Here is a 23,202-nt window from a genome sequence, read left to right as displayed (position 1 = left end):
CACTCTCCGTAACAGAGGCCGGGGGGAGCGGAGGGGACGAGAGCCGGGCGCACGGCACACGCGGGCGAGCGCCGGCGGACACCGGCCCGGGACGGAACGGTCCGTGGGGCGGCGGTGAGCGGCCGCCCCACGGACCGCTCCTTCCCTCTCGACTGGGTCTGATCAGTGATGATCGCTCTTCTTCGACTTCCTGTCGCGTGATCGGCGTGGCCGCCGCTCTGCTGTGCGAGACCTCATACCAGGGTGGGGCCGTTCGTGGGGGAGTTCGCCAACTGCCCACCGCGCACGGTGTCCCGGCGCCTACTGTGAGTGTCCGAATGGCAGCCCGACGGACCAGTACGAGGACGCAGATGTCTCATCTCCGTGCACCGGCCGCCCGTGCCGACCGCCGCGAGGGCGGCCGGCACGGGCGGCCGGCCGCCCGACCCGCTCCCGCGCTGCCCGAGACGCACATACGGCCCCGGCTCGTGAGGCTCGCCGTGTTCCCGTCCGTCGCCGTCGCCCTCGGCGCCACCGCGGCCGTGCTGTTCGTCATCCGCTCCACCGGCGCGCGCCCCGGCCCCGGCCTGTGGGCCGTGCTCACCGGAGCGGTCGTCGTGGCCGCCACCGGCATCCTGATCGCCGTCGTGGCCGCCGACCGCGAGGCCCGGTCGGTCGCCGACCGCCTCACCGCCCTGCGTCGCGGCACCGCACGCGGCGAGGCCGAACTGCGCGCCCTCGTCGGGGCACTGCAGCGCGGAGAGGCACCGGAGCAGCGCGGACCGCGCCGCCGGCCGCCCGAGGGCACCGACGGCTTCGGTCTCCTGGCCGCCGACCTGGCCCGCGCGCACGACGGCGCCGTCACCGCCGTCCTGCAGGCCGCCCAGCTCTCCAGCCAGGCGGGCAGCGAGCGGAAGCTGGAGGTCTTCGTCAACCTCGCCCGGCGGCTGCAGTCACTGGTGCACCGGGAGATCTCCCTCCTCGACGACCTCGAGAACGAGATCGAGGACCCCGACCTGCTCAAGGGCCTGTTCCACGTCGACCACCTCGCCACCCGCATCCGGCGGCACGCGGAGAACCTCGCCGTGCTCGGCGGCGCCGTCTCCCGGCGGCAGTGGAGCAACCCGGTCGACATGACCGAGGTGCTGCGCTCGGCCATCGCCGAGGTCGAGCAGTACTCCCGGGTCAAACTCGTCCCGCCCGTCGACGGCGAACTGCGTGGCCACGCCGTGGCCGACGTCATCCACCTCCTGGCCGAACTCGTGGAGAACGCCACGGTGTTCTCCGCCCCGCACACCCAGGTGCTGCTCCGCGCCAGTCTGGTCACCTCCGGGCTCGCCGTGGAGGTCGAGGACCGCGGGCTCGGCATGTCCGTCGGCGAACAGCACAGGATGAACGCCCTGCTCGCCGACCCGAACCAGGTCAACGTGGCCAGCCTGCTGGCCGACGGCCGCATCGGCCTCTACGTCGTCTCCCAGCTCGCCCGGCGGCACAACATCTCCGTGTGCCTGCAGACCAACATCTACGGCGGTGTGCAGGCGGTGCTCGTCGTCCCCCGGGAACTGCTGGGGCCGCCCCCGGCCGCCCCCGGTGCGGAGGACTGCGGCCTGTCGCAGTCGCAGTCGCAGCTCCCGGTCACCGGCCGGCCGCCGGTGCCGCGGCCCCAGCTGCCGCACGGCACGGGCGAGCTCCTGGTCGGTGCCGGGAGGGGACAGGAGAGGCCGGACGGAGCGGGCGGGGCCCCCGCCGCTGCCGGACGGGCGCAGTCGGGTCCCGCTCCCACCGGCGACGGCGCCGACTCCGCGGGGGAGCGGCCCCCCGAACCCGCGCGGGTGCGTACGGACCGGGCACCGGCCGCTCAACGGGCCGATGAGCGGGGCGGCGAGCGGAGCGGCACCCGGCAGGCACGGGCCGCCGGCCGGCGGCGGCACGCCCAGCGCGGCGGACGCGGTGCAGCCGCCGGGAACGGGGGCGAGCACGGCAGGAGCGCGCAGACACCCGGCGCCCAGCCCCCGCTTCCCGTGCGCGGCGCCCACGAGCTCCGGTCCAACCCCGCCGAGGCGGTGCCCGGCGTCAGCCCCGGGGACCGGCCGGCGGTCGAGGCACACGCGGGCGCCCTGTCCCTCCCGCGCGGCGGCACAGCCGTGCGCGGCACCATGGACAAGCCCCGGCTGCCCCGCCGCCGCGCCCAGGAGCACCTCGTCCCCCAGTTGCGCGGCGGCCCCGCCCCCCGCCAGGACAGCGACACCGCCCCGGGGCACGATCCAGGCCTGATGGCGGCCTTCCAGCGCGGCATCGAACTCGCCGGGGTCCGCCGACACATCGAGGCGGGGTGCGAGGACCCGTCCGGCGAGGAGTTCCCCTGGAGGGGGGAGACCCCGCGGACGCTGCCCACGCGGATGCCGCCCACCTGGGCGCAGCCCCCGCACGAGATGCGCGGCTGCGTGGAATCCGCACACTTGGAGCCCGCACGTCTGGATGCGGCGCACATGGTCGCCGCACACACGGATGCCCCCCACAGGGAACGCACGGACCCCGCCCCCATGGACGCACCACCCCCCACGGAGTCCGTCCCCACGGAGTCCGCGGCCCATCCGGACCAGGCATCCGTGAGCCCCGTGCCCCCGCCCCGGGCACACACGCGCACGCCCGCCGCCGGAGGCACCGGCCGACCCGACGGGAGCGCACCGGCCGGATGACCCCCCGCCCCGCGCCCGCCCCCGCACCCAGCGCCCCCGCACCCGGTGCTCCCGCAGACCTTCGTACCCCAAGGAGTCGATCCACCATGGCGAGCGATGCGCCGACCGCCCACGCATCCGACCTCGACTGGCTGCTGAGCGGCCTCGTGCAGCGCGTACCACACACCTCCAGCGCGGTCCTCCTGTCCTGCGACGGACTGGTGAAGTCCGTGCACGGACTCGATCCCGACAGCGCCGACCACATGGCGGCCCTGGCCTCCGGCCTGTACTCGCTCGGCCGCAGCGCGGGCGCCCGCTTCGGCGACGGCGGGGACGTCCGCCAGGTCGTCGTGGAACTCGACTCGACGCTGCTGTTCGTCACCACCGCCGGCTCCGGCACCTGCCTCGCCGTCCTCGCCGGCCGCGAGGCCGACGCCGCCGTCCTCGGCTACGAGATGGCCATGCTGGTCAAGAGCGTCCGCCCCTACCTGGTGACCGCACCCCGGCAGCACGCCGCCGACCCCGCGGCGATGAGGCCTTGAGCGCGGCCACAGCCGGCGACGGCCCCTGGCTGGACGGCGCGGCCGGCCGCCTGGTGCGCCCGTTCACCGTCAGCAACGGCCGCACCAGGCCCAGCGTCGCCCTGGACCTGATGTCCCAGGTGATGGCCACCGGGGCCACCCCGCTCGGCCACCTCGGCCCCGAGCACGCCCGGGCACTCGACCTGTGCCGCGGGCCGGTCCCGGTCGCCGAGGTCGCCGCGCACCTCGCACTGCCCGCCGTCGTCACCAAGGTGCTGCTCTCCGACCTCGTCGACTGCGGGGTGCTGACCACCAGGCCCCCCGCCTTCCACCACACACCCACTGACCGGTCTCTGCTGGAGGCAGTGCTCGATGGACTACGACGACAGCTCTGACCCGTTCCCCACCGCGTTCAAGATCCTGGTGGCCGGCGGGTTCGGGGTCGGCAAGACGACGTTCGTGGGAGCGGTCAGCGAGATCGCCCCGCTGAGCACCGAGGAACTGCTCACCACGGCCGGCGCCGCCACGGACAACCTCGACGGCATCGAGGACAAGGTCGAGACGACGGTGGCCATGGACTTCGGCCGCATCACCCTCGACCCGGAGCACGTCCTGTACCTGTTCGGCACGCCGGGACAGGAGCGGTTCTGGTTCATGTGGGACGAGCTGTCCGCGGGCGCCCTCGGAGCGGTCGTCCTCGCCGACACCCGCCGTCTGCAGGAGTGCTTCGCCGCCGTCGACTTCTTCGAGGAGCGCGGACTCGGCTTCGTCATCGCCGTCAACGAGTTCGACGGCGCCCACCGCTACGACCCGGAGGAGATCCGCGCGGCCCTCGACCTCGGCACCGAGACCCCGGTCGTCCGCTGCGACGCCCGGATCTCCAGCTCCGGGGTGCAGACCCTGCTCACCCTCGTGCGCCACCTCCTCGCCCACGCCCCGGCGCCTGCGCCGAGCCATGGCGCCCACATGTAATACCGCCCTATCGCCCACGGAGTCCGTATATGAGGTACGCCTACAGCCGCGGAGACACGAGGTACGTCCCCGGCGACGGAGCCCGGCCATGAGTTACAAGCCGCCCCGGCCCGTCCGGGGGCTGCTGCTCACCCCCGAGGACAGGGAGGCCCCCGCCCGCACCTCCCGGCTGCGCCGGCTCGGCCTGGGACAGCGGCCCGAACCCGCCCTCGACGCCTTCGCCGGCCACCTCGCCCGGCTCACCGGCGCGCCGTACGCCACGGTCAACTTCATCGGCGAGGACCGTCAGTTCCTCGCCGGCCTGAGCACCCCCGTGAGCACTCCCGTAAGTGCTCCCGTGGACACCCCCGTGAGCGCGCCGTGGACGCGGGCGGACGACGGCGGACCCGAGGCCTGCCGCGTCCTGCCGCGCGGCCACGGCTTCTGCCCGCACGTGGTGGTGCGCCGCAAGGCACTGGTGCTGGAGGACGTCCGGGACTATCCGCGCTTCGCCGGCAACCCGGTCGTCGACGAGTACGGCATCCACGCCTACCTCGGCGCCCCGCTCATCGACAGCTTCGGCATGGCGCTCGGCACCGTGTGCGCGGCCGACACCGCTCCGCGGGCCTGGGGGAGGACGGGTCTGGAGACCATCAAGGCGCTGGCCGCCGACCTCGCCGTGCGCCTGGAGCGGTCCGCGACCGACGGGCTGCCGATCTGAGGACGGGACCGGGTGGGCCGCGGGCGTGAAGCGCAACTGAGGCGGCGGTTAAGAAAAGCTCGATGGACCACGGATCCGCGGATACGGCAGATTGCAGGGTGATTCCACCCCTCCGACCCGGCCGCGGGCGCCTTCGGCATGCCCGCGGCCGGGACCTCACCCACAGGAGCCGTAGCGTTGAAGGCGCTGGTCAAGGAGAAGGCGGAGCCCGGCCTCCGGCTCGCGGACGTCCCGGAGCCCGCCGTCGGGCCCGCAGACGTACTGATCAAGGTCATGCGGACCGGCATCTGCGGCACCGACCTGCACATCCGGGCCTGGGACGGCTGGGCCCAGCAGGCGATCCGCACGCCGCTCGTGCTCGGGCACGAGTTCGTCGGGCAGGTCGTGGAGGTCGGGCCCGACGTCGCCGACATCCGGGTCGGCGACCGGGTCAGCGGCGAGGGGCACCTGGTGTGCGGCAAGTGCCGCAACTGCCTGGCCGGGCGGCGCCACCTGTGCCGGGCCACCGTCGGCCTCGGCGTGGGCCGGGACGGCGCGTTCGCCGAGTACGTCGCGCTGCCCGCGTCCAACGTCTGGGTGCACCGCGTGCCCGTCGACCTCGACGTCGCGGCGATCTTCGACCCGTTCGGCAACGCCGTGCACACCGCACTGTCCTTCCCGCTGGTCGGCGAGGACGTGCTGATCACCGGCGCCGGTCCGATCGGGCTGATGGCCGCCGCCGTGGCCCGCCACGCCGGCGCCCGCAACGTCGTCATCACCGACGTCAGCGAGGAGCGCCTGGAGCTGGCCCGCAAGATCGGCGTGAGCCTCGCCCTGAACGTCTCCCGCTCCGCCATCGCCGACGGCCAGCAGGCGCTGGGGCTGCGCGAGGGCTTCGACATCGGCCTGGAGATGTCCGGCCGTCCCGAGGCCCTGCGCGACATGATCACCAACATGACGCACGGCGGCCGGATCGCCGTGCTCGGGCTGCCCTCCCAGGAGTTCCCGGTCGACTGGGCCCGGATCGTCACCTCGATGATCACCCTCAAGGGGATCTACGGCCGGGAGATGTTCGAGACCTGGTACGCGATGTCCGTACTGCTGGAGGGCGGCCTGGACCTCGCCCCCGTGATCACCGGGCGGTACGGCTACCAGGACTTCGAGGCGGCCTTCGCCGACGCCGCGAGCGGCACCGGCGGCAAGATCATCCTCGACTGGACCGTGTGACCCGCCCCTCCGCCAGCACCTTCAGGAGCCCTTCCGTGTTCGACACCGTACGCGACGACCTGCGCGCCACCCTCGACGAGATCCGCGCCGCCGGCCTGCACAAGCCCGAGCGGGTCATCGGCACCCCGCAGTCCGCGACCGTCGGCGTCACCGCCGGCGGCCGCCCCGGCGAGGTCCTCAACTTCTGCGCCAACAACTACCTCGGCCTCGCCGACCACCCCGAGGTGATCGCCGCCGCCCACCAGGCCCTGGACCGCTGGGGCTACGGCATGGCCTCCGTGCGCTTCATCTGCGGCACCCAGGAGGTGCACAAGGAGCTGGAGGCGCGGCTGTCGGCCTTCCTCGGCCAGGAGGACACGATCCTGTACTCCTCCTGCTTCGACGCCAACGGCGGCGTCTTCGAGACCCTGCTCGGTGAACAGGACGCGGTGATCTCCGACGCCCTCAACCACGCCTCCATCATCGACGGCATCCGCCTGTCCAAGGCCCGCCGCCTCCGCTACGCCAACCGCGACCTCGCGGACCTGGAGGCCAGGCTGAAGGAGGCCGGGGACGCGCGCCGCCGGCTGATCGTCACCGACGGCGTCTTCTCCATGGACGGCTACGTGGCGCCCCTGCGCGAGATCTGCGACCTGGCCGACCGCTACGACGCGATGGTCATGGTGGACGACTCCCACGCCGTCGGCTTCGTCGGCCCGACCGGCCGCGGCACCCCCGAGCTGCACGGCGTCATGGACCGCGTCGACATCGTCACCGGCACCCTCGGCAAGGCCCTCGGCGGCGCGTCCGGCGGCTATGTCGCCGCCCGCGCGGAGATCGTCGCCCTGCTGCGCCAGCGCTCCCGCCCGTACCTGTTCTCCAACACCCTCGCCCCGGTGATCGCCGCCGCCTCCCTGAAGGTCCTGGACCTGCTGGAGTCGGCCGACGACCTGCGCGTCCGGCTCGCCGAGAACACCGCCCTGTTCCGCCGCCGGATGACCGAGGAGGGCTTCGACATCCTCCCCGGCGACCACGCCATCGCCCCCGTCATGATCGGCGACGCCGCCGAGGCGGCCCGGATGGCGGAGCTGCTGCTGGAGCGGGGCGTGTACGTGATCGGCTTCTCCTACCCGGTCGTCCCGCAGGGCCGGGCCCGCATCCGCGTCCAGCTGTCCGCCGCGCACTCCGCGGACGACGTCGACCGTGCCGTGGCCGCCTTCGTCGCGGCCCGCGCGGAACTGGCGACCTGACCAGCGCGGACACCCTGGGATACTGGGGAGCATGATCGAGGCGCGGCGGCTCCACATCCTCCGTGCGGTGGCCGACCACCGCACGGTCACGGCGGCGGCCGCCGCGCTGTACCTCACCCCGTCGGCCGTCTCGCAGCAGCTGACGGCCCTGGAGCAGGAGACCGGCCACCGGCTGGTCGAGCGCGGCGCCCGGGGCGTACGGCTCACCCCGGCGGGCGAGATCCTGCTCAGCCACACCAACGCGGTCCTCGCCCAGCTGGAGCGGGCCGAGGCGGAACTGGCGGCCTACGGTTCGGGGGAGGCCGGCACGGTCACCGTGGCGGCGTTCGCGACCGGCATCGCCCAGGTCGTGGCGCCCGCCGTGGCCCGTCTCGCCGGATCCGCGCCCGGCATCCGCATGCGCGTGCAGGACGCCGAGGGGGACGAAAGCCTGCCCATGGTCCTGGACCGGCAGGTGGACGTGGCCGTCGCGGTGGAGTACCGGGGAGCGCCGCCCGCCGACGACCCCCGCCTCACCCACGTCCCGCTGTACGCCGAGCCGTTCGACGTGGTGGTCCCGGTCGGCCACCGCCTCGCGGACGCCGGCGAGGTGCCCCTCGCCGAGCTGGCCAAGGACCCGTGGATCGGCCCCTTCCCGGGCAACCCGTGCCACGACGTGGCCGTCCTGGCCTGTGAGAGCGCGGGGTACCAGCCGCGCTTCGAGCACTCCTCCGACGACTTCCGCGCTGTCGTCGCCCTCGCCTCGGCCGGCGCCGGCGTCGCCCTCGTCCCCCGCTCCGCCCTGCGCGGCATGGACCTCACCGCCGTCGTCGTCCGCCCGGTCGACGGCGTCGTCCCCACCCGCCGGGTCTTCGCGGCCGTGCGGCGGGGAGCCGAGGGGCACCCGCTGATCCGGCCGGTGCTGCGGGCGCTGGGCGAGGTGGCGCAGGAGTGAGGCGGCCGTGACCTCCCCGCCCCGTTCCAGGACACCTGCCGGGACGGGGCGCGAGGACCAGGGGCCCGGCCCCGTCGACGCCCGGACCGGCGCCGGGCCTCCCGCGCCCGGTCCGGAACAGCGCCCGCGGGTGCCGTCCGGCACGCCCACCGTGACCGACGGCCGGGCGGAGCACCGTGCCGGGGCCGGCGACCGCCCGCGGACGCGCCTGCCCGGACCGGCCCGGTTCCGCGGTACCGGCTCCGGGGAGGCCCGCCACGTGCCGCCGGCGCCCTGCGCCCCACGACGCTGTACTACCAGCGCCTCGAACCGGCCGCCGGGTGACTGTCAGTGGCACGGGCTACCGTGCCCGGCATGCCGTACGCCGAAGACGCACGCCGTATCGCCCTGTCCCTGCCGGACACCACGGAGAAGACCGCCTGGAGCATGCCCACCTTCCGGGTGGCCGGGAAGATGTTCGCCACGCTCCCGGAGAACGAGACGTCCCTCGCCGTGCGCTGCCCCAGGGAGGAGCGTGACGAACTGGTGCTGGCCGAGCCGGACAAGTTCTGGATCGCCGCCCACGAGGCCCAGTTCGCCTGGGTGAGGGCCCGGCTCGCCGCACTGGAGGACGAGGACGAACTGCGTGACATCCTCGCCGACTCCTGGCGCCAGGCGGCCCCGCCCCGGCTGCTGGAGGCCCACCCCGGGCTGGGGCTGTCCGGCCGCTGAAAAGCCCCCGGCGGGCGGCGGTGCGGGTGGCACGGTCCCGCCCGGCACAAGCGCCGCGGGGCCCCGCACCGGCGCCCCGCGGGCAGGCGCCCGCCCGTCGGCGGTGGCACCCGCGCGCACCGCGGCCACCCGGCCCGGCGCCGCCCCGGCGCGCGGCACACCCGTGCGCGCGTCCCTCCCGGGCACCGGATCAGCCCCGTGCCGCCGCCCGCCCACCGAGGAATCCGGTGATCCGCTCCCGCAGGCTTCCGGCGTCCAGCCCGTGCGCGGCCACGTGCTCCTCGACGGTGCCGTAGCGGCGCAGCTCGCGGCGGCCGACGCCGAGTCCCAGCACCCGGTGCGGAACGTCGGTGAGCGCCTCGCTCACGGCGGCCGTCGACGTCCCCGCCAGGTACGGCTCGACCAGCACGACGTCCGCGGCCGCCGCCCGGGTGGCCCGGCGCAGCCCGGCCGCGTCGAGGGGCCGTACGGTCGTCGCGTACAGCACGGTCGTGTCCAGGCCCTCCGTGGCCGCGAGCACGGCGTCCAGGACCGGCCCGACCGCGACGACCACCGCGGCCCGGCCCTCGCGGAGCGTGCGCAGGCGCGCGCCGTCGACCGCCCGCCCGGTCCGGTTGGACTGGAGCGAGAGCCGGACGTACACCTTGTCGTCACCGGCGGCGACGGCGTGCCGCAGCAGCGTCTCGGCCTCGTCGGGATGCCCGGGGACGTGTACGGTCCAGCCGTCCAGGGTGTCCAGGAGCGCCACGTCACCGGGGGCCATGTGGGTGTGGCCGCCGGCCGGCCAGTCGAAGGAGGCCGCCGCGCTCACCAGCACCGCCCCCGTGTCCTGGTGCCCCAGGTCCAGTTTGACCTGTTCGAAGGGCCGTTCCACGAGGAAACTGGCGAAGGTGTGGACGACGGGCCGCAGCCCGGTGAGCGCCAGCCCGGCCGCGGCGCCGACCAGCAGTTGCTCGCGGATGCCGACGTTGATCACCCGGTCGGGGTGACGGCGCGCGGCCCCGGTGAGGGCGTCCCTGCCGATCTCGGCGAGGAGGACCACGACCCGCGGGTCCTCGTCCAGCAGCCGGGAGACGACGGGGGCGAAACGGTCGCGCATGGTCTCCATGGAGGACCCCTTTCCGGGTCAGGCGTTCTTGGGCTCGACGCGGGCCACGACCACGTGCGGGCGCCGCGGATGGGGAGCGGTGAACGCGGCGTACAGCGCGTCGTGATCACGCCCGTCGACGGTCATCACCGACCAGCCCGCGGCCCCGAACCGGGCGGCGATCCCGCCGGGCCGGGCGTGGCTGGCGGAGGAGTTGTCGACGACGACGGTGTGCAGCCGGTCCAGCCCGGCCGGTCCGGCGAAGGCGATCGCCTCGTGGTTGCTGCCCTCGTCCAGTTCGCCGTCCCCGATCAGCACCCACACGGCCGGCCCGGGCAGCCCCTGGACCCGCAGCCCGAGCGCGGTGCCCACGGCGATCGGCAGCCCGTGCCCGAGCGACCCGCTGCCGATCTCGGCCCCCGGCACCAGCACCCGGTCGGGGTGGTGCCCGAGCGGGGAGTCGTACGAGCCGAAGCCGGGCAGCCACGCGACGGGCACGAAGCCCTTCGCCGCCAGCACCGCGTAGTAGGCCATCGGCCCGTGCCCCTTGCTCAGCAGGAACCGGTCCCGGGCGGGGTCGTCCCTCCGCTCCGCCGTGACCCGCAGCACCCGGTCGTACAGCACCCACAGCACGTCGAGGGTGGAGGTGGCCGCGGGGTCGTGCTTCTCGTCCCCCGTCATGAGTCCCATCAGTCCGTACAGATCGTCATGGCCGTACGTACGGCTGTCGTCCGCTGCGATCGTCATGCGGACGATCGTGCAACCTCAACCAAACTTGAGGTCAACCCGGAGCGGGGGCGCGACCACCGACTCGAGTGCGGTATTGTTTCCCTGCGCGTTTCGACCGGGGAAACCCCAGGTCAAGCGGCATCGGGACGTGGCGCAGCTTGGTAGCGCACTTGACTGGGGGTCAAGGGGTCGCAGGTTCAAATCCTGTCGTCCCGACTCGAACGAGTCGTAGGCCGAGGGGTCGTTTCGGAGTGATCCGGAACGACCCCTCCGCCGTTTCCGGGGCCGGCCGGGGACCGGCGCCCCCGGCCGGGGCCGACGGGTGGCCGCGAGCGGGATGCGCCCCGACCGGCCGGCGGGACCGTCGGCGGTCGGCGGCACGGGCGGGCGCACGCGGCCGCCCTCCCGGGGCGGGGATGGCGCGTTTCCGACGGTGGCCCGCGCGGAGCGGGTCCGGTGCGCGCTGCGCCGGATCCGGCACGCCTCGCGACGGCGGGGAAAGGGGTCGGGCCGACCCGTGCGGTCCCTTGACCGGCCTTCCCGGGCGGTGTCCGGCGGAGGGGGGCACCGGTGGACGCGTGCCCGGTGGTGTCCCGTGCACCGGTTTCGGGCCACGCGGCCAGGCGCAGTCGGCGTGTCCGCCCGTGGTGCGGGCCCCGGTGGACGCCGTGCGCCGTTCACGTTCTTTGACGGGAATGAGGCGGCTTCTTTTGGCCATCGTGAAAATGTCCACCGGGGCCCTGCCGTTTCCGCAGCTAGTCGCGGTGCAGTGTTGTCTAGACCATAAAGAAAGCCGGAAACCTCTTTACTGCGCCTGCGCCCTCGTGGCCCAATGTGACGCGTACGCATCAAGTAGACGCGCGTAGACGTCTCGGTGGAGGCCGACACGCGGGTCCCCCCTCGCCGGGATGCGCCAGCCGCTCCACCGGTTCCAGCCGCTCCACCGGTTCTGTCCGCTCCACCGGATCTCCTCCGCTCGCCGGCGCGTTCCGCCCACTTGGGCGTGAACGCGCCGCGGGGGTCCCCGCGCCCTCGGGCCGCGTCCGCTCCGGGGCGGACGCGAGGGGAACCACCGCACCGAAGCACCGACCGGCACATCCGCATCCGCCCCGAGTACCAGGAGGAAACCTTGTTCTCCCGATTCCTTCCCGCGAAGTCCGTGCAGCGAAGACTCACTGCGGCCGGCGTCGTCGGCGCGAGCGTGGCGCTGTCCCTGGGCACGGCGGTGGGCACCGCCTCCGCGAAGCCGCTGCCGTCCGGCGGCGCCGTGCCGCTGGGCCAGGGTTACATGGGCGTCGGCTACGTCCAGGACAGCAAGGGCTTCACACCGGACAGCCGGCAGCTGCACCTGGAGGACGCGCCGGGCGCGGACCTGATGGCGAACCCCGCGGGCATCGACGTCTCCCACTACCAGGGCGCGATCAACTGGAGCGCGGTCCGCGGCGCGGGCATCGAGTTCGCCTGGGTGAAGGCGACCGAGGGCACCTCGTACAAGGACCCGAACTTCAGCGCCAACTACCTGAACGCCTACAACGCCGGCGTGATCCGGGGTGCGTACCACTTCGCGCGACCGGACCTCTCCAGCGGCGCGACACAGGCGGCCTTCTTCGCCGGCAACGGCGGTGCCTGGTCCCGCGACAACCTGACCCTGCCCGGCGTGCTGGACATCGAGGGCAGTTGCTACGGCAAGTCGGCCGCGTCGATGCAGTCGTGGATCCTGGACTTCTACAACACGTACAAGGCCCGCACCGGCCGCGACGTGGTGATCTACACCAGCCCGAGCTGGTGGAACTCCTGCACCGGCGGCTGGAGCGGCATGTCCTCCAGGAGCCCGCTGTGGGTCGCCCACTGGACCACCGCGAGCAGCCCGAACATCCCCAGCGGATTCCCGTACTGGACCGTCTGGCAGTACTCCTCCACGGGCTCGGTGAGCGGCGTCTCCGGGAACGTGGACCGCGACCGCTTCAGCGGCGACCGCTCGCGCCTGCTCGCCCTGGCCAACAACACCCCGTGACGGCGGCCTGAGCGCCCGGCGGCCGCACCCGGGGCGTCCGGTCGCGGCGCGGCCGGAAGGGGAGGCAGCCGGTCGTCGTCCGCTCGCCGGGGGAGCGGTCGCGGGGCGCGGCCCGACGATCCGCAGGCGCACGGGGAACGGCCCGGCCGCCGAGGGGGGCGGATCCGGCGATGGGTTCGGGCCGCACGCGCGCGTCCGGCTCCCCGGGAGGGCGCGGTTCGGCGGCTGCCCGGAGCGGGCCTCCCGTGCGTCGTGCAAGCGCGGTCGCACCCCGGGCGCGGCTGCCCGGACTCCCCGATGCGGAGCGAACGGATTTCCGTGGCCCCGCGGCGGCGGACCTGAAAATTACTTTCTCGGCCCTTGTGGGAAGGGGGAAGTTTCCTTCACCGTGGACGTCGCGGATCGGCGAGGACGCTCCCCGCACCGGAACCGGCCGGGCATACGGCAGTTCGCGAAGGAGATAATGTCATGAGCACGGCAAAACGGCCCCTCAGTAGACGCGGCGCCCTGCTCGCCGGGACGGCGGCGCTGGCCGGCGGCCTCGGTCTGGCCGGCCGGGCGGACGCGGCCGTGCGCCCTCCCTGGGCGACGCGGTCGCCGCTGACCGGCCTGACCCCGGCCCAGCGCGCCGGGCAGCGCGTCATCTACTCCTACCCCGGGCTCACGCCCCCGACCCAGCTGATGGACGCCATCAGCGGGGGCCGCGCGGCCGGGGTGATCTTCTTCGGGGAGAACATCCAGAGCCTGAGCCAGATCAAGGGCGTCATCCAGAAGATGAACCAGGCGAACGCGTCCGCCCCCGTCAAGGCCCCGCTGCTCCTGATGACCGATCAGGAGGGCGGCATGGTGCGCCGTCTGCCCGGTGAGCCGGTGCTGTCCGCCAAGGACGTCGGCTCCTCGTCCGACCCGAGGGGGGAGGCGGCGTACACCGGCACGGGCGCGGGCGAGAACCTCGCGGGCGTCGGCATGAACGTCAACCTGGCGCCGGTGCTCGACGTGTACCGCACGGCCGGTGACTTCGAGGACCAGTACGAGCGGTCGTACAGCACGGTCCCGAGCGTGGTCGGCACCTGCGGCTCGGCGTTCGTCACCGCGCAGCAGAACGCCGGGGTGGCGGCCACCGCCAAGCACTTCCCCGGTCTCGGTCCCGCTTCGGCGAGCCAGAACACCGACCTGAGGGCCGTCACCCTCACCACGTCCGCGTCCACGCTGCGCAGCGTCGACGAGGTGCCGTACCAGGCGGCGATTTCCGCCGGGGTGAAGCTGGTCATGCTCTCCTGGGCGATCTACCCCGCACTGGACGCCGCCCGGCCCGCCGGCCTGTCCCCGACCGTGGTCGGTGAACTGCGCAACCGGCTCGGCTTCAGGGGTGTGACGATCACCGACGCCCTGGAGGCCGGGGCACTCGCGAACTACGGCGGCGTGGCGGAGCGCGCGGTGGCGGCCGCCGCGGCGGGCATGGACCTGATCCTGTGCTCGGCCCGCGACTCCGACCAGGGGCACGACGCCGTGGCCGCGCTGCGTGACGCCCTGGCGGCCGGCACCCTCGACGGGGCCGCCTTCGACGCGGGGGCGCTGCGTGTCAACGCCCTCCGCAACAGCCTGGCCTGACGGTCACCGCACGGTGGCGCCGGGCCCGCGGCGCCGGTGCCACCGCGAACGCCGCGGATCCGGCCCACCCGTGCCGCGGCCGGCGCCGGCCGCGGCACGGGCACGCCCCGCCACCGGTGGCGGGGCGTGCCCGTGCCCCGCACCCCCTCCCACCGATGAAGGTCTCTATGCGGATTCCTGCGTACTTCACGGCGACGGCGCTGCTGGCCGCGCTCGCGAACCCCGCGAGCGCCACCGCCGGCACCGTCGCCTCCCCGGGGAGCACCGCCGCCCGGGTGGCGCACCACGACAGCCGGTTCGACCGGCCCCACACCGGGTTCGCCCCGGCGGACACCGTGCTGCACCCCGGTTCGCCCGGCCGGGCGGGCCTCGACCCCGCGCCCATCGAGGCGTTCCAGCGCGCCCTCACCACCTGGGAGGACCCGGCGAGCGGGGCGAACCACCTGTTCCCCGGTGCCACCAGCCTGATGGTGCACGACGGCACCGTGGTGCACCGCAGCGCCTCGGGCTACGCGGTGAAGTACGCGGACGCCACCACCGAACTCCCCGCGGACCAGTGGGTGCCGGCCCGCACCGACACCATCTACGACCTGGCGTCGCTGTCGAAGCTGTTCACCTCGCTCCTGGCCGTGCAGCAACTGGAGGCGGGCCGGCTCGACCTCGACACGCCGGTGGCCCACTACCTGCCCGGGTTCGAGCGCAACGGCAAGGACGGAATCACCGTCGGGCAACTGCTCACCCACACCTCGGGCTTCGGCGCCGACCCCGTGCCGTCGCTGTGGAAGGGCTATCCCGACGTCCCGTCGCGCCGGCAGGCGATCCTCGACGCGAAGCCGGTCAACCGGCCCGGCACCACCTACCTCTACTCCGACCTGAACATGCTCGGCATGCAGCTGGTCCTGGAGAAGGTGACCGGCGAACCGCTGGACGCCCTGGTGCGCGAGCGGATCACCGGGCCGCTGCACATGACCGACACCGGCTACAACCCGCCGGCGTCCGAGCTGCCCAGGATCGCCGCCACCGAGTACGAGGCGGACCCGGCGCGCGGCATGGTGCGCGGCTCCGTGCACGACGAGAACGCCTGGTCGCTGGGCGGGGTCGCGGGCCACGCCGGGGTCTTCTCCACCGTCGACGACCTCGCGGTGCTGGCGCAGGCCATCCTGAACGGCGGCGTGTACCGCGGACACCGCATCCTCGGCGAACGCGGCGTGGAGCTGATGGAGCGGAACTTCAACCAGGCCTTCCCGGACGACTCGCACGGCCTGGGCTTCGAGCTGGACCAGATCTGGTACATGGGCGGCCTGTCCGGGCCGGGGACGCTCGGCCACACCGGCTTCACCGGAACGTCGCTGGTGATCGACCCGGCCTCCCGGTCGTTCGTGATCCTGCTGACCAACCGCGTCCACCCGACCCGCAGCACCCCGTCCACCAACGCGGCCCGGCGGGAGATCGCGCAGGCCCTCGCCAAGGCGCTGCCGGTCGAGGCGCCCGGTCACGGCCGCTCCTGGTACTCGGGCCAGGCGGGGGACACCACCAGCACCCTGACCACCGGAGGGCTGACCGCCTCCGGCCCGGTGGGCGTGGACTTCACCACGTTCGTCAACACCGAGCCCACCGACCGCCTCGTCCTGGAGGCGAGCACCGGCGACGGCGGCACCTGGAGTGCGGTGCCCCTGCGGGCGACCGGCACGGGCGCGCCCTCCGGCGAGGTCCCCGCCCTCTCCGGCCAGGCGGTGCGGGCCTGGTGGAAGGTGCACGCCGAGGTGCCGCAGGCGGGCGGCGGCGTGCGGCTGCGCTGGCGGTACACCACCGACCACGTCTACGAGGGGCGCGGCGTGAACCTCGCCGGGATCGAGGTCACCGACGGCTCGCGGATCCTGCTGGACGGCGACCGCCCGCACGCCGCCCTCACGTCCGACGGCTGGCGGCGACTGCCCGCGCACGGCCGTCCCTGAGCCGTCGGCCCGTCGGCCCGTCGGCCCGTCGGCCCGTCGGCCCGGAGCCCCCGTGGTGTCCGGGGACTCCGGGGATCCCGCCGCGGTCTCAGGACACGAGCCCCACGTGCGCCAGCGCCTGCTTCAGCAGGGCCCCGTGGCCGCCCGGCATCTCACTCTGCACGGCCGCGGAGGCGGCCTCCCGGGGGCTGAACCACACCAGGTCCAGCGCGTCCTGGCGGGGGCGGCAGTCACCGGTGACCGGGACGACGTAGGCCAGGGACACGGCGTGCTGGCGCGGGTCGTGGTACGGGGTGACGCCCACCGTCGGGAAGTACTCGGCGACCGTGAACGGCTGCAGCGAGGCGGGGACGCGGGGGAGGGCGACCGGGCCGAGGTCCTTCTCCAGGTGCCGCAGCAGCGCGTCCCGGACCCGCTCGTGGTGCAGGACACGGCCGGACACCAGGGTCCGGCTGACCGTTCCGTCCGGGCCGATGCGCAGCAGCAGTCCGATGCTGGTGACTTCGCCGCTGTCGTCCACGCGCACCGGCACGGCCTCGACGTACAGGATCGGCATACGGGCCCTGGCCATTTCCAGCTCGTCCGTGGTCAGCCAGCCGGGCGTGGTGTCGGTCATGTCAGACATTGCTAGATCATACTTTCCGGGTGGGGCGCCCGTTGGGAGCGGGCCGGATCGGGGGCGGGTGGTGCGTAAGGGCGGCGGGAGCCGAGGCCGCCGCGGGGGCGCGGTGCGCGGGGCGTCGGGTGGGCCCGAGCCGGCGGCGCGCACCCGGGAGTGCGGGGGCGGGCCGCGCTCCGCCGGACGCGGTGGTCGCACGTCCTCCTCGGCGGGCCCGGCGCCGCGCGGCCGGGGTCAGGGCTTCACGGCCACCGCGCCGAACTGCGGCACCGCCGCGGGGGAGTCCTCCGCACGCCACTGCGAGCACGGCACCAGGCCCGGCTCGACCAGGTCCAGGCCGTCGAGGAAGGCGGCGATCTCGGCGTGGCCGCGGGCGGTGATCGGCGGAGTGGCGTTGGCGTTCCAGAACTCCATCGCGGCGACGTTGCCCTCGCCCCCCACCTCGGCGTCGAACGTCGGGTGGGTGAGCACCAGGTGGCTGCCGGAGGGCACCGCCGCCATGAGCCGCCGCACGACGTCCCGGGCCTCGTCGGTGTCCAGGACGAAGTTCAGGATGCCCAGCATCATCACCGCCACCGGCCGGTCCAGGTCGAGGGTCCGTGCGGCGCGCTGGACGATCGACTCCGGGTCGCGCACATCGGCGTCGATGTAGTCCGTGACCCCCTCGGGGGAACTGGTGAGCAGGGAACGGGCGTGCACCAGCACGATCGGGTCGTTGTCGACGTACACGATCCGGGACTCGGGCGCGATCCGCTGGGCGATCTCGTGCGTGTTGTCCACCGTCGGCAGCCCGGTGCCGACGTCGAGGAACTGGCGCATCCCGCGCTCGGCGGTCAGGAAGCGGACCGCACGCCTCAGGAACTCCCGGTCCGCCCGGGCGACCTGCCGGATCACCGGGAACAGGCCCGCGACGTGCTCGCCGACCCGCTGGTCGACCTCGTAGTGGTCCTTGCCGCCGATCCAGTAGTTCCAGACCCGCGCGTTGTGCGCCACCGAGGTGTTCGGCCCGGCCGGACCGGTCGTCGGGGGTCGGCTTTCGCTCACGTCGTCGCCCTTCTCACGTGCGGTGTCCGCCGTCATTGTGCCGCCCGTCGATCGTGTTGTCCCGGGAACACCGCAGCGTGACCGCGCCGGCACCCTGCGGACCCGGCCGGACGCCCCCGCCCCGCCGCGCCGGCGCCTCCGAACACATGAGGAACACTGGGACCCGCAACCCGCCCCCGACCGGAAGCAGGCCATGTCCGCCACGCCCGCGCCCCTCCTCGACGTCCCCGCCCCGCGGTCCGGCCCGGCCGGCATCCGGCTCGTCGTCACCGACATGGACGGCACACTGCTGGACGATGCCAAGCGGATCCCCGGCGGCCTGTGGCCCCTGCTGGGCGAACTGCGCCGCCGCGGAGTGCTGTTCAGCCCGGCGAGCGGCCGCCAGTACGCCACGCTGGCCCGGCAGTTCGCCGACGTCGCCGAGGGCATGGTGTTCATCGCGGAGAACGGCACCTACGTGGTGCGTGACGGGGTGGAGCTGAGTTCCGACCCGCTCGACCCCTCCGTCGCCGCGGACGTCGCCCGCAGGGTGCGCCGGCTGGCCGCGGACGGCGTCGACGTGGGCGCCGTGGTCTGCGGCAAGCGGTCGGCGTACGTGGAGCGGACGGACGCGGCGTTCCTGGCGGAGGTGCGCCGGTACTACGTCGAGCACCGGGTCGTGGAGGACGTCACCGCCGTGGACGACGACGTGATCAAGGTGGCGCTGTTCGACTTCGGGTCCGCCGAGCGCCGCACCGCCGCGGCGCTGCGGGACTTCGCCGCCACGCACCGGGTCGTGGTCTCCGGGGAGCACTGGGTCGACGTCATGAACCGCACCGCCAACAAGGGCGCGGCCCTGCGCGCCCTGCAGCGTGAACTGGGCATCACGTCCGCGCAGACCATGGTCTTCGGCGACTACCTCAACGACCTGGAGATGCTGGACGCGGCCGACTGGTCCTTCGCCATGGCCAACGCCCACCCGGACGTCGTCCGGCGCGCGCGCCACCTCGCCCCGTCCAACAACGACAACGGGGTGCTGCGGACGATCGCCCGGGTGATGGACATATCCCTGGCGTCGTAGCCGTCGTAGCCGTCGTAGCCGTCGTAGCCGTCGTAGCCGTCGTAGCCGTCGTAGCCGGTCCGGGCGGGGCGCAGCCGGTTCCGGGGGCGGCCCGGAGTCCCGGTTGCCGGGCCGCGGCGGTTCACCACGCGCCGCGCACCCGTGCCCGCCGCTGTGCGCCGAGGCCCGCGTCGTCCCGCCGCGCCGCGGAAGTCCTCCCGCGGCGCGGCGGGTTCGGGCGCGTCGGCCGTGGTGCCGCCCCTCGTGTCGCCGTACGGGGGCGTGCGGCCGGTCGCGGGCGGGTCACTTCTCGTCGCGGGGCCAGTTCTCCGCCTCGAACATCCAGCGCTGCTTCTCCAGGTCGGCGGTGACGGCGATCAGCAGGTCCTGGGTGACCGGGTCGGCCTCCTCGGTCTGGGCGATGCGCTCGCGCAGCCGCCCGATGGCCGTCTCCAGGGCCGACACCAGCAGCTCCACCGCCTCGGTGTCGCGCAGCCAGCCCTCCTTGGCGCCGGGCAGCGCGAACGTCGCGGCGATGGTCTCGGGCCGGCCGTCGGGGGAGACCCCCAGCGCGGCGGCGCGTTCGGCGACGGTGTCGGAGTGGGCGCGGACGGTGGCGACCACCTCGTCCAGCTGGAGGTGGACCGACCGGAAGCGCGGACCCACGACGTTCCAGTGCGCCTGCTTGCCGACCAGTGACAGCCCGAGCAGGTCCACCAGGGTCTCCTGCAGGGCGGTCCCGGTGACGCGGAGCGCCTCCTCGGACAGGGTGCTCTTCACCACGGTCATGGCGTGGTTCTTCCCTTCGTCGTGTTCTGCCGGGGACACGCGCGGTCGGCCGGGCCCGCACGGGCGGCGACCGCGGCCCCGTGGGTCATGGGGCGCGGATGCCCGGCGTGAGGGGGCGCAAACGTGCTTGACCAGCGGGGCGGCAACCGATCCGGGAAGCCGTCCGCCCTCCCGGGGACGCCCGTACCGCCCGCCTCGCGGGCGCTGCGGGCCGCTCTCCTGGGCGGGGCCGCCCGGTGGCGGCGGAGGGCCGGGGGGACCTTCCCAGGGAGCCGGGCGGAGGTCTATATTCAAAACTAGCAGTGCTAATTAATCGCCGCGGTCCACCCGGTCCGTGCGGATCCCCAGCGTCGTCGGTCAGGAGTCCCAGCCGTGCGTCCCGTCCACTTCGCGGCCGCCCGCCGCACCCCCATCGGCAAGCTGCGCGGAGCCCTGTCGTCCGTCCGGCCCGACGACCTGGCGGCCACCGTGATCCGCCGCCTGGTCGCCGACGTGCCCGCACTCGACCCCGCCCGGATCGACGACGTCTACTGGGGCGCCGCCAACCAGGCCGGCGAGGACAACCGCAACGTGGCCCGCATGGCCGCGCTGCTGGCCGGCCTGCCCGAGAGCGTGCCCGGCGCCACCGTCAACCGGCTGTGCGCCTCCGGCCTCGAAGCGGTCACCGCCGCCGCCCGCACCATCGCCGCGGGCGAGGCCGACATCGTGCTCGCGGGCGGCTCGGAGTCCATGAGCCGCGCCCCCTTCGTCCTGCCCCGCCCCGACGAGGCCCTGCCGCAGCGCATGGAGACGTACGACACCCGCCTGGGCTGGCGGCTGGTCAACCCGGCGATGAAGGAGCTGCACGGCCTGCTGGCCATGGGCGAGACCGCCGAGGAGGTCGCCGAACGGCACGGCGTCTCCCGCGAGCGCCAGGACGCGTTCGCCCTGCGCAGCCACCAGCGGGCCGCCGCCGCCCGCAGGGACGGCCACTTCGCCGACGAGCTCCTGCCCGTCGAGCGCCCGGACGGCATCGTGGTCGAGCAGGACGAGTGCGTCCGCGAGGACACCTCCCTGGAGAAGCTGTCCCGCCTCAAGCCGGTCTTCCGCACCGGGGGCACCGTCACGGCGGGCAACGCCTCGCCGATGAACGACGGCGCCGCGGGGCTCCTGCTGGTCAGTGAGGACGCCCTGGAGGGGCTGGGCCTGGAGTCCCTGGGCCGTTACGTCGCCGGCGCCTCGGCGGGCGTCCACCCCGACGTGATGGGCATCGGTCCGGTCCCCGCCACCCGCAAGGCGCTGGCCCGGGCCGGCTGGCAGGTCGGCGACCTCCAGGAGGCCGAGTTCAACGAGGCGTTCGCCGCCCAGGCACTCGCGTGCGTCGACCAGCTGGGCATCGACCCCGAGCTGGTGAACCCCACCGGCGGCGCCATCGCCCTCGGCCACCCCCTCGGCTGCTCCGGCGCCCGCATCCTCACCACCCTGCTGCACCGCATGCGGCGCACGGGCGCCGGCCGGGGGCTGGCGACCATGTGCGTGGGCGTGGGACAGGGCAGCGCGGTGCTGGTGGAGAGGAACTGAGCGAAGGCGGCCCCCTGCGGTGATCCCGGACGGGGCCGCGGGCCGGACGGGGGGCCCCGGGACGGCCGTACCGACACCTTCGAACGCCTGGTGATCGCCGCGACGGTCGTGGGCGGGGTGCAGCTGCTGCTGCGGTAGCCCGCTGCCGTACGCTCACCCCGTGTCCCCGCACGTCCTCGTCCTCGGCGGCACCACCGAGGCCCGCCGCCTCGCCGCCGCCCTCACCGCACATCCGGGCGTCCGCGTCACCACCTCCCTGGCCGGCCGGGTCACGCGCCCGGGCGCGCTGGAGGGCGAGGTGCGGACCGGCGGCTTCGGCGGGGCCGCGGGGCTCGCGGACTGGCTGCGCGCGCACGAGGTGGACGCCCTGGTCGACGCCACCCACCCGTTCGCCGCGTCGATCACGGCCAACGCGGCACGCGCGGCGGCGGCCACCGGGGTGCCCGCGGTCGTCCTGCGCCGCCCCGGCTGGCGTCCGGGCCCCGGCGACACCTGGCACCCGGTCCCCTCCCTGGAGGCGGCGGCGGACGTCCTGCCCCGGCTCGGCCGCCGGGTGTTCCTCACCACCGGCCGCCTCGGCCTCGCGGCCTTCGCCCGCCCGGCCGGCCTGCACTTCGTCATACGGTCGGTGGAGCCGCCCGAACCGCCCCTGCCGCCCGGCAGCGAGGTGCTCCTGGCCCGCGGGCCGTTCACCGTCGCCGACGAGACCGAACTGCTGCGCGCCCACCGCATCGACGTCCTGGTCACCAAGGACAGCGGAGGCGGGGCCACGGCCGCGAAACTGACGGCCGCGCGGGACCTCGGCCTGCCCGTGGTCGTCGTCCGGCGACCGCCGCTGCCGGACGGCGTGCAGGCGGTGCCGGACGTGCCGGCCGTACTGGACCGGCTCGGACTCGGCGCCCCGCGCGCGCGGTGACGGCGGCTGCGCGGCGGCGGCCCGTACGCTCCGGCTCGTCGGCTCGTCGGCCCGTCCGGGCCCCGGACGCGCGCCGGTCAGGCCTGCCCGGGACGCCGCCGCAGCAGGTACGTGTCCATGATCCAGCCTTTGCGCTCGCGGGCCTCGGCCCGCAGCCGCTCGATGCGCGGGCCGGCCTCGGCGAGCGGGCCGGCGACCAGGATCTCGTCCGGCGTGCCTATGTAGGCGCCCCAGTAGATGTCGATGTCCTGGTCGGCGTAGTGCCGGAAGGCCTGGTGCGCGTCCAGCATCACCACCACGTCGTCCACCCCGTCCGGGAAGCCCTCGGCGAGCCGCCGTCCGGTGGTGATCTGCACCGGACGGGCCACCCGGTTCAGGCCCGTGCGGTGCCGGGCGACCAGCGAGGAGACGCTGCTGATGCCGGGCACCACGTCGTACTCGAACGCCACCGCGCCCCGCTCCAGCACCTCCTGCAGGACGCCCAGCGTGCTGTCGTACAGCGACGGGTCGCCCCACACCAGGAACGCCCCGGTGCCGTCCTCGTCGAGCTCACTCGCGATCAGCCGCTCGTAGATGCCGGCGCGGGCGCTGCGCCAGTCCCCGACGGCCGGCGAGTACGAGGCGCCGCCCGCCGTCCGGTCCCGCTCCGGGTCGCGGGCCTCCACCAGCCGGTACGCCCCCTCGGGCAGGTGCGCGTCGAGCACGTCCCGGCGGAGCCGCGTCAGGTCGCTCTTCACCTCGCCCTTGTCGAGCAGGAAGAACACGTCCGTGTCCCGCAGCGCCTTGACCGCCTGCAGGGTCAGCTGGTCGGGGTCGCCCGCACCGATACCGATGACATGAATCTTTCGCACGCCCCGAGTCTGCCGCATGCCACCGGCGGCGCGGCCACCGCCCGCACCACCGCCGGCG

The 23,202-nt window shown here is 74.5% G+C and carries 21 protein-coding genes and 1 tRNA gene; 16 read left to right on the top strand and 6 right to left on the bottom strand.

The genetic code is table 11. The features are described from left to right. The first annotated feature begins 350 nt into the window (after positions 1–350). The 9 genes from QQY24_RS04725 to QQY24_RS04685 all read left to right on the top strand — a co-directional run bounded on the left by QQY24_RS04725 (position 351) and on the right by QQY24_RS04685 (position 8,930). Positions 351–2,678 (top strand): ATP-binding protein, encoded by a 2,328-nt coding sequence (locus QQY24_RS04725; RefSeq protein ID WP_301971391.1) that lies wholly within the window; start codon positions 351–353, stop codon positions 2,676–2,678. Positions 2,679–2,764: 86 nt separating this feature from the next. Then, positions 2,765–3,199: a roadblock/LC7 domain-containing protein gene (locus QQY24_RS04720; RefSeq protein WP_301971390.1), complete on the top strand. Its 435-nt coding sequence runs from the start codon at positions 2,765–2,767 to the stop codon at positions 3,197–3,199. Then, entirely contained in the window at positions 3,196–3,573 is a 378-nt protein-coding gene (locus QQY24_RS04715) for a DUF742 domain-containing protein (RefSeq protein WP_301971389.1), read from the top strand. Before QQY24_RS04720 ends, QQY24_RS04715 begins: the two co-directional genes overlap by 4 nt. Further along, the gene (locus tag QQY24_RS04710) at positions 3,551–4,150 is read left to right on the top strand and encodes an ATP/GTP-binding protein (protein WP_301971388.1); all 600 of its coding nucleotides are present in this window, start codon (positions 3,551–3,553) and stop codon (positions 4,148–4,150) included. Before QQY24_RS04715 ends, QQY24_RS04710 begins: the two co-directional genes overlap by 23 nt. A gap of 88 nt (positions 4,151–4,238) precedes the next feature. Then, entirely contained in the window at positions 4,239–4,850 is a 612-nt protein-coding gene (locus QQY24_RS04705; RefSeq protein WP_301971387.1) for a GAF domain-containing protein, read from the top strand. 177 nt (positions 4,851–5,027) lie between these two features. Continuing rightward, positions 5,028–6,056, top strand: coding sequence for an L-threonine 3-dehydrogenase (gene tdh, locus QQY24_RS04700; protein ID WP_301971386.1), 1,029 nt, complete (start codon positions 5,028–5,030; stop codon positions 6,054–6,056). 35 nt (positions 6,057–6,091) lie between these two features. Next, positions 6,092–7,285 (top strand): glycine C-acetyltransferase, encoded by a 1,194-nt coding sequence (locus tag QQY24_RS04695; protein WP_301971385.1) that lies wholly within the window; start codon positions 6,092–6,094, stop codon positions 7,283–7,285. A 31-nt stretch (positions 7,286–7,316) separates the two neighbouring features. Next, the gene (locus QQY24_RS04690) at positions 7,317–8,219 is read left to right on the top strand and encodes a LysR family transcriptional regulator (protein ID WP_301971384.1); all 903 of its coding nucleotides are present in this window, start codon (positions 7,317–7,319) and stop codon (positions 8,217–8,219) included. Positions 8,220–8,573: 354 nt separating this feature from the next. Beyond that, positions 8,574–8,930: an MmcQ/YjbR family DNA-binding protein gene (locus tag QQY24_RS04685; RefSeq protein WP_301971383.1), complete on the top strand. Its 357-nt coding sequence runs from the start codon at positions 8,574–8,576 to the stop codon at positions 8,928–8,930. A 190-nt stretch (positions 8,931–9,120) separates the two neighbouring features. Here the strand turns inward: QQY24_RS04685 and QQY24_RS04680 are convergent, their stop codons facing one another. Beyond that, a complete protein-coding gene (locus tag QQY24_RS04680; RefSeq protein WP_301971382.1) occupies positions 9,121–10,038 on the bottom strand; it encodes a transketolase family protein in 918 nt (305 codons plus the stop codon). A gap of 18 nt (positions 10,039–10,056) precedes the next feature. After that, positions 10,057–10,764, bottom strand: coding sequence for a transketolase (locus QQY24_RS04675; protein WP_301971381.1), 708 nt, complete (start codon positions 10,762–10,764; stop codon positions 10,057–10,059). Positions 10,765–10,888: 124 nt separating this feature from the next. On the opposite strand from QQY24_RS04675, the gene QQY24_RS04670 reads away from it, so the two are divergent. The 4 genes from QQY24_RS04670 (at position 10,889) to QQY24_RS04655 (ending at position 16,326) form a co-directional block, all read left to right on the top strand. Continuing rightward, a tRNA-Pro gene (locus QQY24_RS04670) sits at positions 10,889–10,962 on the top strand. Positions 10,963–11,875: 913 nt separating this feature from the next. After that, the gene (locus QQY24_RS04665) at positions 11,876–12,760 is read left to right on the top strand and encodes a GH25 family lysozyme (protein WP_301971380.1); all 885 of its coding nucleotides are present in this window, start codon (positions 11,876–11,878) and stop codon (positions 12,758–12,760) included. 468 nt (positions 12,761–13,228) lie between these two features. Continuing rightward, on the top strand, positions 13,229–14,371 hold the full coding sequence (locus tag QQY24_RS04660; RefSeq protein WP_301971379.1) for a glycoside hydrolase family 3 N-terminal domain-containing protein: 1,143 nt from the start codon (positions 13,229–13,231) through the stop codon (positions 14,369–14,371). Between the two features lie 167 nt (positions 14,372–14,538). Then, entirely contained in the window at positions 14,539–16,326 is a 1,788-nt protein-coding gene (locus QQY24_RS04655; protein ID WP_301971378.1) for a serine hydrolase domain-containing protein, read from the top strand. Between the two features lie 88 nt (positions 16,327–16,414). Here the strand turns inward: QQY24_RS04655 and QQY24_RS04650 are convergent, their stop codons facing one another. Next, positions 16,415–16,942, bottom strand: coding sequence for an NUDIX hydrolase family protein (locus tag QQY24_RS04650; RefSeq protein ID WP_301976149.1), 528 nt, complete (start codon positions 16,940–16,942; stop codon positions 16,415–16,417). A 237-nt stretch (positions 16,943–17,179) separates the two neighbouring features. After that, the gene (locus QQY24_RS04645; protein WP_301971377.1) at positions 17,180–17,989 is read right to left on the bottom strand and encodes an SAM-dependent methyltransferase; all 810 of its coding nucleotides are present in this window, start codon (positions 17,987–17,989) and stop codon (positions 17,180–17,182) included. Between the two features lie 193 nt (positions 17,990–18,182). Here QQY24_RS04645 and QQY24_RS04640 point away from each other — a divergent pair, with 193 nt between their 5' ends. Then, complete coding sequence (locus tag QQY24_RS04640; RefSeq protein ID WP_301971376.1) at positions 18,183–19,049, top strand: Cof-type HAD-IIB family hydrolase; 867 nt, start codon at positions 18,183–18,185, stop codon at positions 19,047–19,049. Between the two features lie 282 nt (positions 19,050–19,331). Here the strand turns inward: QQY24_RS04640 and QQY24_RS04635 are convergent, their stop codons facing one another. Next, positions 19,332–19,817 (bottom strand): Dps family protein, encoded by a 486-nt coding sequence (locus tag QQY24_RS04635; protein WP_301971375.1) that lies wholly within the window; start codon positions 19,815–19,817, stop codon positions 19,332–19,334. Between the two features lie 372 nt (positions 19,818–20,189). Here QQY24_RS04635 and QQY24_RS04630 point away from each other — a divergent pair, with 372 nt between their 5' ends. Both QQY24_RS04630 and QQY24_RS04625 read left to right on the top strand, forming a co-directional pair. Next, positions 20,190–21,377 (top strand): thiolase family protein, encoded by a 1,188-nt coding sequence (locus QQY24_RS04630; protein ID WP_301971374.1) that lies wholly within the window; start codon positions 20,190–20,192, stop codon positions 21,375–21,377. A gap of 160 nt (positions 21,378–21,537) precedes the next feature. Beyond that, positions 21,538–22,293 carry a cobalt-precorrin-6A reductase gene (locus QQY24_RS04625; RefSeq protein WP_301971373.1) on the top strand — a complete coding sequence of 252 codons (756 nt, stop codon included), beginning with the start codon at positions 21,538–21,540 and terminating at the stop codon, positions 22,291–22,293. 77 nt (positions 22,294–22,370) lie between these two features. Here QQY24_RS04625 and cobF read toward each other — a convergent pair whose 3' ends face one another. Beyond that, positions 22,371–23,144, bottom strand: a complete 774-nt coding sequence (gene cobF, locus QQY24_RS04620) for a precorrin-6A synthase (deacetylating) (protein WP_301971372.1) — start codon at positions 23,142–23,144, stop codon at positions 22,371–22,373. Positions 23,145–23,202 lie beyond the last annotated feature (58 nt).

Origin of the sequence: Streptomyces sp. TG1A-8, from assembly GCF_030499535.1 — a bacterium.
GTDB lineage: Bacteria > Actinomycetota > Actinomycetes > Streptomycetales > Streptomycetaceae > Streptomyces.
This window is presented reverse-complemented; position numbering and strand designations above follow the sequence as displayed.